Annotated in this window: 16 protein-coding genes; 10 read left to right on the forward strand and 6 right to left on the reverse strand. The window is 45.2% G+C overall.

Annotated features, from left to right (window positions below; genetic code table 11):
- The first annotated feature begins 48 nt into the window (after positions 1-48).
- The 6 genes from rsxD to RH88_RS08550 all read left to right on the forward strand — a co-directional run bounded on the left by rsxD (position 49) and on the right by RH88_RS08550 (position 4,309).
- Entirely contained in the window at positions 49-1,095 is a 1,047-nt protein-coding gene (gene rsxD / locus RH88_RS08525; RefSeq protein WP_005595007.1) for an electron transport complex subunit RsxD, read from the forward strand.
- 9 nt (positions 1,096-1,104) lie between these two features.
- Positions 1,105-1,743 carry an electron transport complex subunit RsxG gene (rsxG, locus tag RH88_RS08530; RefSeq protein ID WP_005595008.1) on the forward strand — a complete coding sequence of 213 codons (639 nt, stop codon included), beginning with the start codon at positions 1,105-1,107 and terminating at the stop codon, positions 1,741-1,743.
- Complete coding sequence (locus tag RH88_RS08535; RefSeq protein ID WP_005595009.1) at positions 1,736-2,425, forward strand: electron transport complex subunit E; 690 nt, start codon at positions 1,736-1,738, stop codon at positions 2,423-2,425. Before rsxG ends, RH88_RS08535 begins: the two co-directional genes overlap by 8 nt.
- A gap of 138 nt (positions 2,426-2,563) precedes the next feature.
- Positions 2,564-3,199: an endonuclease III gene (gene nth / locus RH88_RS08540; RefSeq protein WP_005595010.1), complete on the forward strand. Its 636-nt coding sequence runs from the start codon at positions 2,564-2,566 to the stop codon at positions 3,197-3,199.
- Positions 3,200-3,317: 118 nt separating this feature from the next.
- Positions 3,318-3,734, forward strand: coding sequence for a lactoylglutathione lyase (gloA, locus tag RH88_RS08545; protein WP_005595011.1), 417 nt, complete (start codon positions 3,318-3,320; stop codon positions 3,732-3,734).
- Positions 3,735-3,871: 137 nt separating this feature from the next.
- A complete protein-coding gene (locus RH88_RS08550) occupies positions 3,872-4,309 on the forward strand; it encodes a DUF2753 domain-containing protein (RefSeq protein WP_005595013.1) in 438 nt (145 codons plus the stop codon).
- Positions 4,310-4,418: 109 nt separating this feature from the next.
- Here the strand turns inward: RH88_RS08550 and motY are convergent, their stop codons facing one another.
- Complete coding sequence (gene motY / locus RH88_RS08555) at positions 4,419-5,300, reverse strand: flagellar protein MotY (RefSeq protein ID WP_005595015.1); 882 nt, start codon at positions 5,298-5,300, stop codon at positions 4,419-4,421.
- Positions 5,301-5,592: 292 nt separating this feature from the next.
- Between motY and rnt the strand changes: the two genes are divergently transcribed.
- Entirely contained in the window at positions 5,593-6,252 is a 660-nt protein-coding gene (rnt, locus tag RH88_RS08560) for a ribonuclease T (protein WP_005595017.1), read from the forward strand.
- Between the two features lie 99 nt (positions 6,253-6,351).
- Positions 6,352-7,677, forward strand: a complete 1,326-nt coding sequence (locus RH88_RS08565; RefSeq protein WP_005595018.1) for a Na+/H+ antiporter family protein — start codon at positions 6,352-6,354, stop codon at positions 7,675-7,677.
- 116 nt (positions 7,678-7,793) lie between these two features.
- Here RH88_RS08565 and bamC read toward each other — a convergent pair whose 3' ends face one another.
- Both bamC and dapA read right to left on the reverse strand, forming a co-directional pair.
- Positions 7,794-8,816, reverse strand: a complete 1,023-nt coding sequence (bamC, locus tag RH88_RS08570; protein ID WP_005595019.1) for an outer membrane protein assembly factor BamC — start codon at positions 8,814-8,816, stop codon at positions 7,794-7,796.
- Positions 8,817-8,869: 53 nt separating this feature from the next.
- Complete coding sequence (dapA, locus tag RH88_RS08575) at positions 8,870-9,748, reverse strand: 4-hydroxy-tetrahydrodipicolinate synthase (protein WP_005595020.1); 879 nt, start codon at positions 9,746-9,748, stop codon at positions 8,870-8,872.
- 335 nt (positions 9,749-10,083) lie between these two features.
- Here dapA and RH88_RS08580 point away from each other — a divergent pair, with 335 nt between their 5' ends.
- The gene (locus tag RH88_RS08580) at positions 10,084-10,626 is read left to right on the forward strand and encodes a glycine cleavage system transcriptional repressor (RefSeq protein WP_005595022.1); all 543 of its coding nucleotides are present in this window, start codon (positions 10,084-10,086) and stop codon (positions 10,624-10,626) included.
- 12 nt (positions 10,627-10,638) lie between these two features.
- Positions 10,639-11,109 (forward strand): thioredoxin-dependent thiol peroxidase, encoded by a 471-nt coding sequence (gene bcp, locus RH88_RS08585; RefSeq protein ID WP_005595024.1) that lies wholly within the window; start codon positions 10,639-10,641, stop codon positions 11,107-11,109.
- A gap of 80 nt (positions 11,110-11,189) precedes the next feature.
- On the opposite strand, the gene RH88_RS08590 is transcribed toward bcp, so the two are convergent.
- The 3 genes from RH88_RS08590 to RH88_RS08600 form a co-directional block, all read right to left on the reverse strand.
- On the reverse strand, positions 11,190-13,061 hold the full coding sequence (locus tag RH88_RS08590; RefSeq protein WP_005595025.1) for a methyl-accepting chemotaxis protein: 1,872 nt from the start codon (positions 13,059-13,061) through the stop codon (positions 11,190-11,192).
- 195 nt (positions 13,062-13,256) lie between these two features.
- Positions 13,257-14,321 (reverse strand): AI-2E family transporter, encoded by a 1,065-nt coding sequence (locus tag RH88_RS08595; protein WP_005595027.1) that lies wholly within the window; start codon positions 14,319-14,321, stop codon positions 13,257-13,259.
- A 1-nt stretch (position 14,322) separates the two neighbouring features.
- Positions 14,323-14,550 (reverse strand): sulfurtransferase TusA family protein, encoded by a 228-nt coding sequence (locus RH88_RS08600; RefSeq protein ID WP_005595028.1) that lies wholly within the window; start codon positions 14,548-14,550, stop codon positions 14,323-14,325.
- Between the last annotated feature and the right edge of the window lie 131 nt (positions 14,551-14,681).

The following is a 14,681-nucleotide window of genomic DNA, read 5'->3' on the forward strand; positions in this document are numbered from 1 at the left end:
ACGTAAAGCACAACAAGAACAACAAAAACAATCTGAGGAGAAAGAGTAGTGGCCTTCTTTATTGCCAGCTCACCCCATGCGCACAGCCGCAGAAGCACTCCTGACTTAATGAAGTGGGTGGCTCTTTGTGCCCTGCCGGGTCTTATTGCTCAAACCTACTTTTTTGGCTGGGGAACACTGATTCAGTTAGTACTCGCTATTGTCATCGCCTTGAGCCTTGAAGCGGTGGTTATGCTGTTACGTAAGCGCTCACCAATGTCAGCACTGCGTGACAATAGCGCACTGGTCACCGCATGGTTACTTGCGGTGGCAATTCCGCCGCTTTCACCATGGTGGATCATCGCGATTGGTCTTGTTTTTGCTGTTGTGATTGCCAAGCAACTTTATGGTGGCATTGGGCAAAACCCATTTAATCCGGCCATGATTGCCTATGTGGTTCTGTTAATCTCGTTTCCATTACAAATGACCAGTTGGATTTCACCAATTGAACTGCAAAGCACATCGATCAGTTCAGCAGATGCGTTCTCTCTGATCTTTACCGGTTACGACGTTGAAGGTTTATCACTGCAACAGATCCGTACCGGTATTGATGGCATGACGATGGCGACCCCGTTAGACAGCTTTAAAACCGCACTGATGGCAGGAAGCACCGCAAGTGAAGCGATGGCTCAACCGCAATTTAGCGCGTTCGCAGGTATTGGCTGGCAATGGGTCAACCTTGCCTACTTAATTGGCGGTATCGCTATGATCAAGCTGCGTGTAATCAACTGGCAGATACCTGTAAGCTTTTTAGCCAGTTTATTGGTCATCAGTAGCCTATTCATGCTGCTTACGCCGGATCAAACCGCGTCTCCACTGGTTCACTTATTCTCTGGTGCAACGATGTTGGGCGCATTCTTCATTGCAACCGATCCGGTTTCAGCTTCAACCACAGTGAAAGGGCGACTTATTTTTGGTGCGTTTATTGGCGCAATGGTATTCATTATCCGCACTTGGGGTGGTTTCCCTGATGGCGTCGCATTTGCAGTATTACTTGCCAATATGTGTGTGCCACTGATCGATTACTACACCAAACCTCGCACTTATGGCCATTAAGGATCCCAAATGTTAAACGCAATTCGTAAAAACGGGGTAACACTGGCCATCTTTGCTTGTGCATCGACCGGATTAGTCGCACTAACTCAGTATTTGACCAAAGACCAGATTCAATTGCAGGAACAAAAACAACTGCTCTCTGTATTAAATCAAGTCATTCCTGAGCAATTACATGACAATAGCTTGTATCAAGCGTGCACCTTAGTTGAAGACCCCGCTCTTGGTACCACTCAAGCAATGCCAGCTTATATTGCCACTTTAAACGGTGAGCCAAGTGCGATTGCGCTTGAGGCTATTGCGCCTGATGGGTATAACGGCGCGATCAAAGTGATTGTTGCGGTACAACAAGATGGCACCATACTCGGCACACGCGTTTTATCCCATCAAGAAACCCCAGGGTTAGGTGATAAAATTGATCTACGGGTCAGCGATTGGATTTTGGGTTTTACCGGTAAAACGGTTACCGCAGACAACCAATCAAGTTGGCATGTACGCAAAGATGGCGGCCAATTTGATCAATTTACTGGCGCAACCATCACACCTCGTGCGGTCGTCAAATCAGTAAAACGTACCGTTGATTACATCAACCAAAATCGTCAACAGTTACTGGCTCAACCACGTAATTGTGGAGGAGAAAATAATGGCTGATAACAAAAAGCTGTTTAAAGATGGCATGTGGGACAACAACCCGGCACTAGTACAACTACTCGGTCTGTGTCCTCTCTTGGCGGTTTCATCAACTATCACCAATGCGCTTGGCCTTGGGATTGCCACCTTACTGGTACTGGTTGGTTCAAATGTCACGGTTTCACTAGTGCGTGATTATGTGCCAAAAGAAGTACGTATTCCGGTGTTTGTCATGATCATTGCAGCACTGGTAACGTGTGTGCAATTACTGATGAACGCTTACGCTTATGGTCTCTACCTTTCTTTGGGTATCTTCATCCCATTGATCGTAACGAACTGTATTATCATTGGCCGAGCGGAAGCATTCGCTTCAAAAAATGATCCAATCCCAGCGGCTTTAGACGGTTTGTGGATGGGCCTTGGCATGACAAGTGTACTGGTTGTTCTTGGCGCAATGCGCGAAATCATTGGTAACGGTACCCTATTTGATGGGGCTGATTTGCTGCTTGGTGAATGGGCTAAAGCATTGCGTATCGAAGTGTTCCATTTCGATAGCAGCTTCTTATTAGCACTACTTCCACCAGGTGCGTTTATTGGCGTCGGTCTGTTAATCGCGTTAAAGAACGTGATTGATAAAAAGCTCGCAGAACGCCAACCAAAACAAGATAAACCAAACATTGAACGAGCACGAGTAACCAACTAACCACCCTCTAATAGCGGCCATCTCAACCATTATAAAAATAGAGATGTTAGCCTGATTGCTCATCCGTTGTAGGTGCAGCCCATTAACCGCTCCCTACAACGGAAACACAGCGATCGATACACGGGAAGTAGCATAAACATGAACAACACTAAACGCGTTGAGATTCTTAAACGTCTTAGGGACAACAACCCAAATCCGCAAACTGAGCTCAATTGGAGTTCACCTTTTGAGCTGTTAATTGCCGTCTTACTTTCTGCACAAGCAACCGACGTCAGTGTCAATAAAGCCACCGACAAACTGTATCCCGTCGCCAACACACCAAAATCGATTCTCGACTTAGGCGTTGATGGGGTTAAGCACTACATTAAAACCATCGGTTTATTCAACTCAAAAGCGGAAAATGTGATTAAAACCTGTCGCATTTTATTAGAACAACATGGTGGTGAAGTGCCCGAAAATCGCGAGGCATTAGAAGCGCTACCTGGTGTTGGACGTAAAACCGCTAACGTGGTGCTCAATACTGCTTTCGGTTGGCCAACCATTGCCGTAGACACTCATATTTATCGCGTCTCTAATCGTACCAAGTTTGCCATGGGCAAAAATGTGGATCAGGTTGAAGAAAAGCTGCTAAAAGTGGTACCCAAAGAATTCAAGCTTGATGTGCACCATTGGCTTATCTTGCATGGCCGTTACACCTGCGTGGCACGTAAACCACGCTGTGGCAGTTGCATCATCGAAGATTTATGCGAATACAAAGAAAAAACAGACGTATAAGAAGGCAGCCACAGGGCTGCTTTTTTGCACTAAAAACAAAAACCTTGAGCGCTAAATCATTGCCAAATAAAGAAAACTTCGTGGTAATATTTAAGCAGAATTATATTAGGAGCAAATTATGTCAAACGGACGCATTCTACACACCATGCTGCGTGTCGGCGATTTAGATAAATCTATCGAGTTCTACACTAACGTAATGGGCATGCAGCTATTACGCAAAAATGACAACACTGAGTACCAATACACCCTTGCCTTCCTCGGCTACGGTGATGAGTCTCAGGGCGCGGTGATTGAACTGACTTACAACTGGGGCACCAGTGAATACGATTTAGGTAACGCGTTTGGTCACATCGCTATTGGTGTCGATGATATCTATGCTACCTGCGATACCATCAAAGCGGCAGGCGGCAATATTACTCGTGAAGCTGGCCCTGTAAAAGGCGGAAGCACTCATATCGCTTTCGTAAAAGATCCTGATGGCTACATGATTGAGTTAATTCAAAACTCTCAAGCATCTGCGGGTCTAGAAGGCTAATCGACGACGAAACGATGTCGTGATAGAGAAAGATAAAGGGCAGCTCAGGCTGCTCTTTTTATTTGCTTTACATGATAATAATTATCACTTACCATTAATTTATCTTGAGGTATGCTGAACAGAATAAAGGTTGAAAGATGGAGATTTCAGACTGGGAGAAACACACTTTACTTGCTGATATGGCGCTGCAAGAACACGATCATCTGCGCTCTATTTTGCATTATCAACAAGCACTGACTGCCAGTGAAGATATCTGCCTTGCTGAGCATATTGATGTTGAAGACCGCTTACTCATTTCTGTGGTTTCATGCCATAACCTAGCCAACTTTTGGCGCGTGATGGGTGATGTCAAATACGAATTAAAATACCTTAAGCTTGCCTCAGAAAAAGTACTGACCTTAGTACCTCAATGCCCGAATAGCGACTGCGATGCCTTTGTCGATTCGATGGGTTGCTGCAAAAAAGCGCTCGTCGCATTTATGAAGCGCCACCCTAACCCCAATATTGCCCGTTTGGTGCAAAATATTGATAGCGCAACCAATTGCAACCTGATTGCAAAATTCCGCTTGCATTAATCTGCTCGAAACAAGACTCCCCCAATAAGTGTTGTAACTTCACTATACAGCACCAACAAAAAACCAGCCTAATTGGCTGGTTTTTCCTCTATCGTGATCTCTAATCCGGTTATACCTGTGTTCGTCCCAACGAGATAACGACGCGACGGTTTTTATCTTTACCAATCGGTGACGAATTATCGGCGACAGGGCGACGTTTACCATAGCCTTGAACTTGAATACGATCTTCCGGTAAACCGATAGATTCAAAATAAGTGCGTAGCACATCGGCACGTTGCTCGGACAATGCTTGGCTCTCACTCTTGCTGTCTTCCGAGTCAGTATAGGTTGAGACCAGCACCAAATCGATATCTTGGTTGTAGCGAATATATTCCGCAATTTGCGCTAAGCGCTTTTGCGAGGCTTTGTTCAACTGCACACTTGAACGATCATAATGCAAAATAGTAAAGGCGATATCTTCAAAACTATAAGGCAATAAATTGGCAATACAGTCACTAAAGACATTGTAAGATTTCTGGAATAGCACTGACGACAACGCCACTTCCACACGCTGATCACGGCTTTGCCACTCCTGGTAGCTAAACGTTGGGGAACGACCTTTTTCTAATTCGCTCAGAATGCTCCACGCCGTTTGCCCCCCGACGTAACCATCAAATTGTTTAAAGAAGCGAATATTGGTCATGCGATCAGCGCTATCACCAGGACGCCATGCTGGCGGCATCGAGACCAAAGAGACATCACGCGTCTCCCCCATCGGGCGCTTCATTTTCAATTCAAAATCGAGGTTTATTTTTTTACTGGCATGAGAAGAGAACACCGCATCGCCATAATTAGGGATCGGATGAACAAGTTGGCACTCAAGTGGTGTATTCGCCACCATCTGCCACTTAGATTGTCCTGGTGTTGCGCCATAGGCTTTATCCATTGCCCAACTGCTTGAGCTAAAGGTAGCGATGGATAATGCAAGACTGGTGACAATGCGCATTTTCATGACGTTATGGTTCTCTTTATTGTATTCATTAGCGGCACGGCGTTGCCTCTTATCAAGAGTGACCGTATCCATTTCTTTGATCAAGCAAAATTCCCGCCAACTTTTCTTGTTTCAAGGTTATTTAAACCTTGTTAGCTGATAAGTTAAGCAATATGGCTAAGTAAATTACGTGCTTTTCATCACATGGTTAAAAACCACACGTCTTACAGGCCGAAAATGCAAATTAATGTTGATTGGTATTGAAGTTAGAATCTGCAATAATGCAAACCTTGTCACACTAATTTATTACAACATGACTGTAGAAAACGAAGCATTGACGCTCAAAAAACGCTTTCGCGGCTATTTCCCAGTGGTTATCGATGTCGAAACTGCCGGTTTTAACGCCCAAACGGATGCACTATTAGAAATTTGTGCCATTACCTTAAAGATGGACGAAAACGGCGATCTCCATCCAGCGTCAACTCTTCATTTTCATGTTGAGCCCTTTGAAGGGGCGAATTTAGAAAAAGAGGCGCTCGAGTTTATTGGCGTCCGTGATCCTTTTAGTCCATTGCGCGGTGCCATTGCGGAATCTGAAGCGTTAAAAGAAATTTATCGCCAAGTCCGTAAAGAACAGAAAGAAGCTGACTGCAGTCGTGCCATTATCGTCGCGCACAACGCCACGTTTGATCTTAATTTTGTCATGGCGGCAAGCGAACGCAGCAAGTTAAAACGAGTCCCGTTTCATCCTTTTGCTACTTTTGATACTGCTGCACTTAGCGGCCTTGCTTATGGTCAGACCGTTCTGGCTAAAGCCTGCAAAACGGCGGGGATGGAGTTTGACAACAAAGAAGCCCATTCAGCACTGTACGATACGCAAAAAACCGCCGATCTATTCTGCGGTATCGTTAATAAGTGGAAAGCACTTGGTGGTTGGCCGCTGATCGATTCAGATGCTGAAGATAAAAAATAATAACATATAGACTCAAACAACTTGAAGGTGCCACTAAGCGCGCGAAAGAAACGCGGCAGCTTCAATTAGGACGAGTACAACACAACTAAAGAGTTAACTATGAATCCTGTAGTAATATCTGTCTGTGTCATGCTGGTACTGGCGCTGATGCGCGTGAATGTCGTGGTAGCCCTGACATTCAGTGCAATCGTTGGTGGCCTTGTATCTGGCATGAGCTTAAATGAAGCCGTTTCTGCTTTTGAGAGTGGTCTTGGCGGCGGTGCAACCATTGCGTTAAGCTACGCGATGTTAGGCACCTTTGCGGTAGCAATTTCTCGCTCTGGCATTACCGATCTGCTGGCAAACAGCGTGATTCGTCGTCTAAATGGCAAAGAGAACGGCGCAGCAACCACTGGTCTAAAATATGCAGTGCTCGTGGCGCTGGTATTAGTCACCATGTCATCGCAAAACGTTATCCCTGTGCATATCGCTTTTATCCCGATTTTGATTCCACCTTTGTTGAGCGTCTTTGCCAAACTTAAACTGGATCGCCGCATGATTGCTTGCGTCCTGACTTTTGGTCTGATTACGCCATACATGGTACTTCCAATCGGTTTTGGCGGTATCTTCCTCAACAATATTTTGCTGAAAAACCTACGTGAAAACGGCCTTGATAACGTTGTAGCAAGTCAGATCCCAACCGCGATGTTACTGCCTGCTGCGGGTATGATTTTCGGCCTACTGACTGCGATTTTCTTTACCTACCGTAAACCTCGTGAGTATGCAGAAACCAGCCACACCAAGCCGAATCAAGAAACTCAAGCCATCAACAAGAAAAACATCGTTATTGCAGTGTTAGGCATTATCGCTGCACTGGCTGTTCAACTTGCGACTGGCTCAATGATTATTGGCGCCCTAGCCGGTTTCATGGTGTTCACCTTTGGTGGTGTTATCGCCTGGAAAGAGACTCACGATGTGTTCACGAAAGGTGTTCACATGATGGCTATGATTGGTTTCATCATGATTTCAGCGGCCGGCTTTGCCGCCGTAATGAAAATGACAGGTGGCGTTGAAACACTGGTTTCTTCACTGTCTACCAGTATTGGTGATAACAAGCCATTGGCAGCACTGCTGATGTTAGTGGTTGGCTTATTAGTCACCATGGGGATCGGCTCATCATTCTCAACCATTCCAATCATTGCCACTATCTACGTTCCACTGGCAGCTGCATTTGGCTTCTCACCGATGGCAACCATCGCACTGGTTGGTACGGCGGCAGCGCTGGGTGATGCAGGTTCTCCGGCCTCTGACTCTACGCTAGGTCCAACATCGGGTCTAAATGCTGATGGACAGCATGAGCACATCTGGGAAACGGTGGTACCGACGTTTATCCACTACAACATCCCACTGATCATTTTCGGTTGGATCGCGGCGATGGTGCTTTAACGCATAAGTTTTATTGCACTACACGAAAAACACCGACAAAAAAAGCTGACCTTGGTCAGCTTTTTTATTCTTCACAATTTATGTTGTGCATCTACGGGCGGCGAGCCAAACGTTCATCACTGATGTTTGCTTGCCATCGCAGCCAATACTGGCACCATGTCTTTCAGCAATTGCTCTTCAACCGGCTTACCTTCAGGGTCAGTCACGTTGATTGAAGTACGGTTACCAAGATCACCAAATAGGAAGGTGTACGTAATCGATTTCAACTCAATCGGTTTAACGCCCACTTCAGCCCAGAATTCATCATTTGGCTCTACGTATTTCGCTTTAACTGTACCTTGTGACTGGTTACGCTCTTCAATCTTAAAGCCCATTTCAGGCAACAGTTTAGGTAAGCGCGCCCACAGCACATCATAAGGAGCACGGGCAATAATCACCGGTAAACCAGAGCGGTCAGTGCCCATTGAAATTGGAATGTGTTTCACCAACTCACTGGCTTTACGCTCGGCTTCTAAACGAATATCCAGATCGTAGCGAGCCGCAACCAGGTTACTCATTAACGCACTGTAACGCTCTTTATTGGTTAAGCTTACCGGCAACTGCTCGGAGCCTTGACGCCAATCAATCAGCGACAATTTCAGCGCTTGACGGCCATTAGCCTCGAAACGAGACAGTTCGTAACGAGCAGATAGTGGCGCATCTTCATCTTCTGAAACCCAAGTAACCCACTCAGTTTCAATACGTGAGTCATTCTGTTCACGCACGCTAATATTGCGCTCATCCAGCAAAGTTTCTGCCGTTTGCCATACTTTGTTCGCTTCATCACGATCCAGTAGCCACAACGTCACATCGCCGTTACTACGATCAACCCGAGCCCCTGGGATCAATTCCAGAATTTGCTGTGGTGGTCGAATATCGACTTGATTACCAATACCACCAGCGAAATCACCCTGCGGGATCACGTAGTTAGTGTAGAATTTTGGCTCTGCACCTGGAAGTGATTGCCACTCTTTCATCGGCGGCGTGTTGAGGTACTCAAAGTCATCTTGAGCTTGACGGCGTTGACTGGCACTGCCTGAACATGCACTTAAAACAAAAACAGCTAGTGAACTAACGACTAGCTGGGATGACAACTTCATTGAAACTCCTGATAAATAAATGCTGAAGCTTTACGCTTCAGCAGTCCTTAAATTTAGTAAATGCAAGCTTCTGACATCGCTTGAGCAACGATTGGTTTCGAGGCTTCTGACAACTCAGTCAGCGGTAAGCGCAAGCCACTGTATTCAATCAAACCTAGCTTATGTGCTGCCCACTTAACAGGGATTGGGCTTGATTCAGTAAACAGTTTCTTATGCAATGGCATCAATCGTTGGTTGATGATTTCGGCTTCTTCAAAGCGACCTTCTCGCGCTAGGCGGAACATGGTTGCCATATCGGCTGCGGCAACGTTATTCGTCACTGAAATCACACCTTGACCGCCGAGACGAACAAAATCGAGTCCCGTCGCATCATCACCACTTAGTAAGATAAAATCTTCGCCACAAAGTTCACGGTGTTTTGCAATTCTGCTTAAATCGCCCGTTGCATCTTTCAATGCGACAATATTTTCAATCTCAGCTAAACGCGCAACGGTTTCTGGAAGAAGATCAACCGCGGTACGACCCGGAACATTATAAAGAATTTGTGGAACATCGCTTTCTTCAGCAATGGCCTTGTAGTGAAGGTATAAACCTTCCTGAGTTGGCTTATTGTAGTATGGCGTCACACTCAGACAACCCGCAACACCCGAGTTATTCAGTAAGCGACTGAATGTTACAGACTCATGCGTTGCATTTGCGCCAGTGCCAGCGATAACAGGGATACGACCTTCAGCAAACTCAACCGTCTTCGATACGACCTTAACATGCTCTTCGATAGTTAACGTTGAAGACTCTCCGGTGGTGCCAACAGCAACGATGCCATCAGTACCCGCTGCTACATGGTAATCAACCAATTTCTTCAGGCTTACGTAGTCTACTTCGCCATCAAGATTAAAAGGTGTAATTAACGCAACGATACTTCCTGAAAACATGTCCTTCTCCCTAAATTTGATACTTTCTGCATGGTACTGTAAGGCGATGAAAAAAGACAAGCGCTTAAGGGCGCTTAAATCATCTATTTACCGGAATATTTCTTTCTAATAACCGCAAAGCGGCAGAATTCAGATCTGCGTCATATTGTTCAGTCATAAACACTCCGCCAACTCTTAGCCTTGATTTCGTGATAAGCCATGAATTTACGAGTGGTTAGCCAATTTATCGCCAAAAGGTTTTGATTGCTGAGAATTTGATCAAGCACGCCATTTTTCTGGCCATTAATTATGCTAAGCTATCCGATTAATCATCAATACAACATTGAAGTGATAGTATGACTCAGCATCTGGTAATTACAGCGGTAGGCAGTGACCGTCCAGGGGTATGCAACCAAGTCGTTGGTCTTGTTACTCGTGCTGGCTGCAATATTATTGATAGCCGCATTGCCCTATTTGGTAGTGAATTTACGCTCATTATGTTGCTCTCAGGCAACAACGCTGCGATTACCCGCGTCGAAACGACCTTGCCTTTGCTCGGGCAAGAGCATGACCTCATCACTATGATGAAGCGTACCGCCAAGCATGCCCACCAAGATAATAGCTATACGCTAGAAGTCTTTATTGAATCTGACGACAAAGTGGGGCTCACCGAAAAATTCACTCAGTTTTTTGCCGAAAAGAATATTGGCCTCTCTTCATTAAGCGCACAAACGATTGATAAAGATAAGGTGCAAGCAGCACACGATCAGTATCATTTAGCATTAACCGCATCAGTCGACTCTGAATGCAACCTAATGCAAATCCAAGAGGATTTTTCTGAATTGTGTCAGCAACTTGGCGTCATCGGTTCATTGAACTTCATTAAAAACAGTCAATAAAAAGGAACGCTCATGAATACGCTCACCGCAGGAACGGAAGCACCCGCTTTTTCTTTGCTTGATCAAGATGGCAATACCGTCTCTTTAGGCGACTTTGCTGGTAAAAAAGTGCTGTTTTATTTTTACCCGAAAGCAATGACACCCGGATGTACAGTCCAAGCTCAAGGCCTACGAGATACCAAAGCCGAGTTAGATGCCCACAATGTGGTTGTATTAGGTGTCAGCATCGATCCGGTCAAACGTTTAGGTAAGTTCATCGAGCGCGATAACCTTAATTTCAGCCTATTGTCAGACGAAGATCATGCCGTGGCAGAACAGTTTGGCGTTTGGGGCGAGAAGAAATTTATGGGTAAAGTGTATGATGGCTTGCACCGTATTAGTTTCCTAATCAACGAGCAAGGCGTGATTGAACACGTATTCAATAAGTTTAAGACCAAAGATCACCACGAAGTGGTATTAGCTTACTTGAACCAAGTTGACTAATTGTTGGTTAACCTCCAATAAAAACGCCAGCAATTCGCTGGCGTTTTTTATTTGCTGTGGTTTGTGATTATATCGATGCTTTAAACCACAAACTTATTCAATAACTCATCTTGCTGACGAACATGACCGATTTGCTCACTCATCGCTTGATTTGATTGAATCGCCGCATCAGAAACCTGCGTCGACAAATCTTTAATGCGAACCGTGTTACTGTTGATCTCTTCTGCTACCAAACTTTGCTCTTCCGCCGCAGACGCGATTTGCATGTTCATATCGGTAATGCTTTGAATGATATTACGGATTTCTTGCAGAGACTGATCCGCTTGCTGCGCGTGCGTTACCGCAATATCTGCTGTCGTTTTACTTTCATTCATCGCATTAGAGACCGAACTTGCCCCCGCTTGCAATTGCTCAATCATACTGCGAATTTCCGTCGTAGATTGTTGAGTTCGCTGTGCTAAGGTACGCACTTCATCTGCAACCACGGCAAAACCGCGACCAGAATCCCCAGCTCGCGCCGCTTCAATTGCCGCATTGAGTGCCAGTAAGTTGGTTTGATCAGCAATGTCGTTGATCACTTTCAAAATGGTTTCAATGTTCGATGTAGCCGATTCTAGGCCCGCAACCTCTTCAACGGCTTGATCAACACGTAAAGACAATTGACTGATCGCATTGGTGGTATCACTCACCACTTGTGAGCCTGTGCTACTTGCCTGCTCGGCTTCTTTCACGGCTTCTGATGCGCCTTGGGCATTGTTTGCAACTTCCATTGCCGTTACCGACATTTCGTGCATGGCAGTTGCTAATTGCTCAAGCTCTTCCAATTGGCTAGCAACCGCTACCGATGCTTGCTGCGCACCGACTACCGATTGTTCTGAACCCATTAGAATTTCAGCGCTGATCGCTTTAGATTGAATAATTTGCTGCTGTAAGTTCTCCGTGAAAGTATTAAACCCTTTCGCCAGTTCAGCAAATTCTTCATCTGTATTGGTATCCAGTCTTTGGGTTAAATCCCCCTCACCAGAGGCCACATCTTGAATCGCTTTGTTGAGCACCACTAATGGACGCATTAAGACTTTGATCAGCAGTGATAGCACTAATACGCTTAGAACCAAAGCAATGACGGTGTAAATCATCGAGCTATTGCGCATATCATCAATCGCAGAGAAAGCGACGGATTCATCAACCAACGCACCGACATACCAACCTTCTGAGCCCACTTCAGTCAAGCGAACTAAGTAAGGCTTGCCGTCACGTTCAAATTTTTGTACGCCTTCGTGAATACTGACTTGAGGTAAGTAACTGCTGAGCTTATCCCCATTTCTTTGTGCATCTGGATGTGCGATGGTGGTGCCATCTTCTGTCACGATGAATAGGTAACCTGCATTAAATAAGTTGGTTTGGTTCACCAAATCTGCCAGTGCGTTTAACTCAACATCGTAAAATAGACTACCAATGAACTGGCCTGCGCTCTTAACTGGCGCGCCAATCGAAATGATCACTTTCTTAGTGGTTGGGTCGACATACGGGCTAGTAACGACAACTTCACCGCGGCTTTTCGCCTCGATATACCAAGGACGCGTGCGCGGTTCATAGCTCGATTCAACTTCCCAAGCATCGTCATTTTCAACCAAAGAACCGTCCGCTTCATAACCAAAGCCGACCGCAATAAAACTTTGCTTGACTACCGATGTTTCTAGAACGTCCGACACATAGTCACGGTTATTTGGGTCAAGCTGGATCATTTCTGATACCGACTTAGCCAGAGCACGTTTGTCGTTCATCTCTGCACTAACGGCTGTACTCACTCCTTGTTCTAACTCAGTTAAGCTAGTATCAACTAAGGTTTCGACTTCATTTTTGACTAACACTGATTGTTGCACAGACAACAACACAACCGTAACCAGTAACAATGCTGAAGATGCCGCCACTATTTTTTGGCTAAACCGCATAACTTACCTCTTATTAAAACAAATGCGTGATTGCTAGCTATATCGACAGCAGCAAGAAAGAGTTTAATGCTATTTTTACATTTTCTTACAACCAACAATGCGATGCGACATAAGATACTGATTACATAGCAAAAAGCCAACCTTAACTCAGGTTGGCTCTACATATCATCGCGTTGTTATTTTGTCAGTGTTTTCCTACACCGCTTCGTGATCTTCAGGTCCAGGTAAGGCATTCCATACCGCTTTCACCAAGGTGCCCAACGGAATCGCAAAAAATACCCCCCAGAATCCCCATAAACCACCAAAGACCAATACCGCAACAATGATTGCGACAGGATGAAGATTCACGGCTTCAGAAAACAGCACCGGCACTAACACATTGCCATCCAATGCTTGGATAATTCCATAAGCAATAAGCAGATAGTAAAACTCTGGAGCAAGCCCCCATTGGAACAGGCCAACAATCGCCACAGGGACTGTCACTGCCGCCGCACCGATATAAGGGATCAGTACAGAGAAACCCACCGCAACGGCCAATAAAACCGAATAACGTAAATCTAAAATAGCAAAGGTGACATAACTGACGCTACCGACAATCAGGATTTCCATTACCTTGCCACGAATGTAGTTTGAGATTTGTTCATTCATCTCATCCCACACTTTGGTCGCCAATTTACGATTGCGCGGCAACATGCCACTCGCCATCGCAATCATCTCTTCTTTGTCTTTTAATAAAAAGAACACCAATAGCGGTACTAAAATAAGGTAAACCGCCAAAGTCGCAATGCTGACGAGCGAAGCCAATGAACCTTTCACCACCGTTTCGCCCACGCTAATCACTTGGTTTTTGGCATTGGTCACTAGTGACTCAACGATCTGAAAGTTGGCCAGCTCTGGGTATTTCACTGGCAGCTCAGCGATCACTTTTTGCAAACCCGCATACATATTGGGAATGTCGTTAATAAGATTGCCCACTTGCTGCCAAATGGTTGGAACCAAACCAAAGATAGCAATAATCGCCAAAGCAAAAAACGACACGATCACTAACACAACCGCCAGCGTTCGTGGAATACCGAAACGAGATAAATGAGCAACAGGCCACTCAAGTAAGTAAGCCAATACTATCGCCACCAGTAATGGTGCAATTAAGTTGCCAAAGAAATAAATGGTAATAAAACCAAAGAACAGGATTGCAACTAGGCTAACGGCGTGCGGATCGGAAAAGCGTCGTTTATACCAACGACTCACCATCTCTAACATCTTACTCGGTTCCTTTCATCACGTTTAAAGAGAAATAATCATTAAGCTCAACACATTCAACTTGAAAGCCGTGCTGGCTAAGAAAGCGGAGAATATCTGACTTTGAACTGGGATCTTGTACGAGAATCGCACACTCTTCACCAGAGGCCATTGCCACAACATGACGCTTGGCAAGTAATAGGGCTAAAGGGCAGCGTTGAGCGCGTAAATCTAAATTCGTCAACGTCATTCCCCGTAAAAATAATCACTAATATTGCTGTCATTGTATACTTAACCGTATGAAATTGCTCGCCGAGACGCCCTTAGCTGACAAAATCTTGTCGCTGCGCGTGATAAAACGGAAATATCAGATAACTTTAT

The organism is Vibrio scophthalmi LMG 19158, assembly GCF_000222585.1.
Taxonomy (GTDB): domain Bacteria; phylum Pseudomonadota; class Gammaproteobacteria; order Enterobacterales; family Vibrionaceae; genus Vibrio; species Vibrio scophthalmi.

Excerpts from the sequence above, each read along its gene's own strand:
- RH88_RS08590 (WP_005595025.1), bottom strand. The coding sequence starts at position 13,061 with ATGCGGTTTAGCCAAAAAATAGTGGCGGCATCTTCAGCATTGTTACTG.
- RH88_RS08595 (WP_005595027.1), bottom strand. The coding sequence starts at position 14,321 with ATGTTAGAGATGGTGAGTCGTTGGTATAAACGACGCTTTTCCGATCCG.
- bamC (WP_005595019.1), bottom strand. The coding sequence starts at position 8,816 with ATGAAGTTGTCATCCCAGCTAGTCGTTAGTTCACTAGCTGTTTTTGTT.
- motY (WP_005595015.1), bottom strand. The coding sequence starts at position 5,300 with ATGAAAATGCGCATTGTCACCAGTCTTGCATTATCCATCGCTACCTTT.
- dapA (WP_005595020.1), bottom strand. The coding sequence starts at position 9,748 with ATGTTTTCAGGAAGTATCGTTGCGTTAATTACACCTTTTAATCTTGAT.
- gloA (WP_005595011.1), top strand. The coding sequence starts at position 3,318 with ATGTCAAACGGACGCATTCTACACACCATGCTGCGTGTCGGCGATTTA.
- RH88_RS08580 (WP_005595022.1), top strand. The coding sequence starts at position 10,084 with ATGACTCAGCATCTGGTAATTACAGCGGTAGGCAGTGACCGTCCAGGG.
- RH88_RS08600 (WP_005595028.1), bottom strand. The coding sequence starts at position 14,550 with ATGACGTTGACGAATTTAGATTTACGCGCTCAACGCTGCCCTTTAGCC.
- nth (WP_005595010.1), top strand. The coding sequence starts at position 2,564 with ATGAACAACACTAAACGCGTTGAGATTCTTAAACGTCTTAGGGACAAC.
- rnt (WP_005595017.1), top strand. The coding sequence starts at position 5,593 with ATGACTGTAGAAAACGAAGCATTGACGCTCAAAAAACGCTTTCGCGGC.
- RH88_RS08535 (WP_005595009.1), top strand. The coding sequence starts at position 1,736 with ATGGCTGATAACAAAAAGCTGTTTAAAGATGGCATGTGGGACAACAAC.
- bcp (WP_005595024.1), top strand. The coding sequence starts at position 10,639 with ATGAATACGCTCACCGCAGGAACGGAAGCACCCGCTTTTTCTTTGCTT.
- RH88_RS08550 (WP_005595013.1), top strand. The coding sequence starts at position 3,872 with ATGGAGATTTCAGACTGGGAGAAACACACTTTACTTGCTGATATGGCG.
- rsxG (WP_005595008.1), top strand. The coding sequence starts at position 1,105 with ATGTTAAACGCAATTCGTAAAAACGGGGTAACACTGGCCATCTTTGCT.
- RH88_RS08565 (WP_005595018.1), top strand. The coding sequence starts at position 6,352 with ATGAATCCTGTAGTAATATCTGTCTGTGTCATGCTGGTACTGGCGCTG.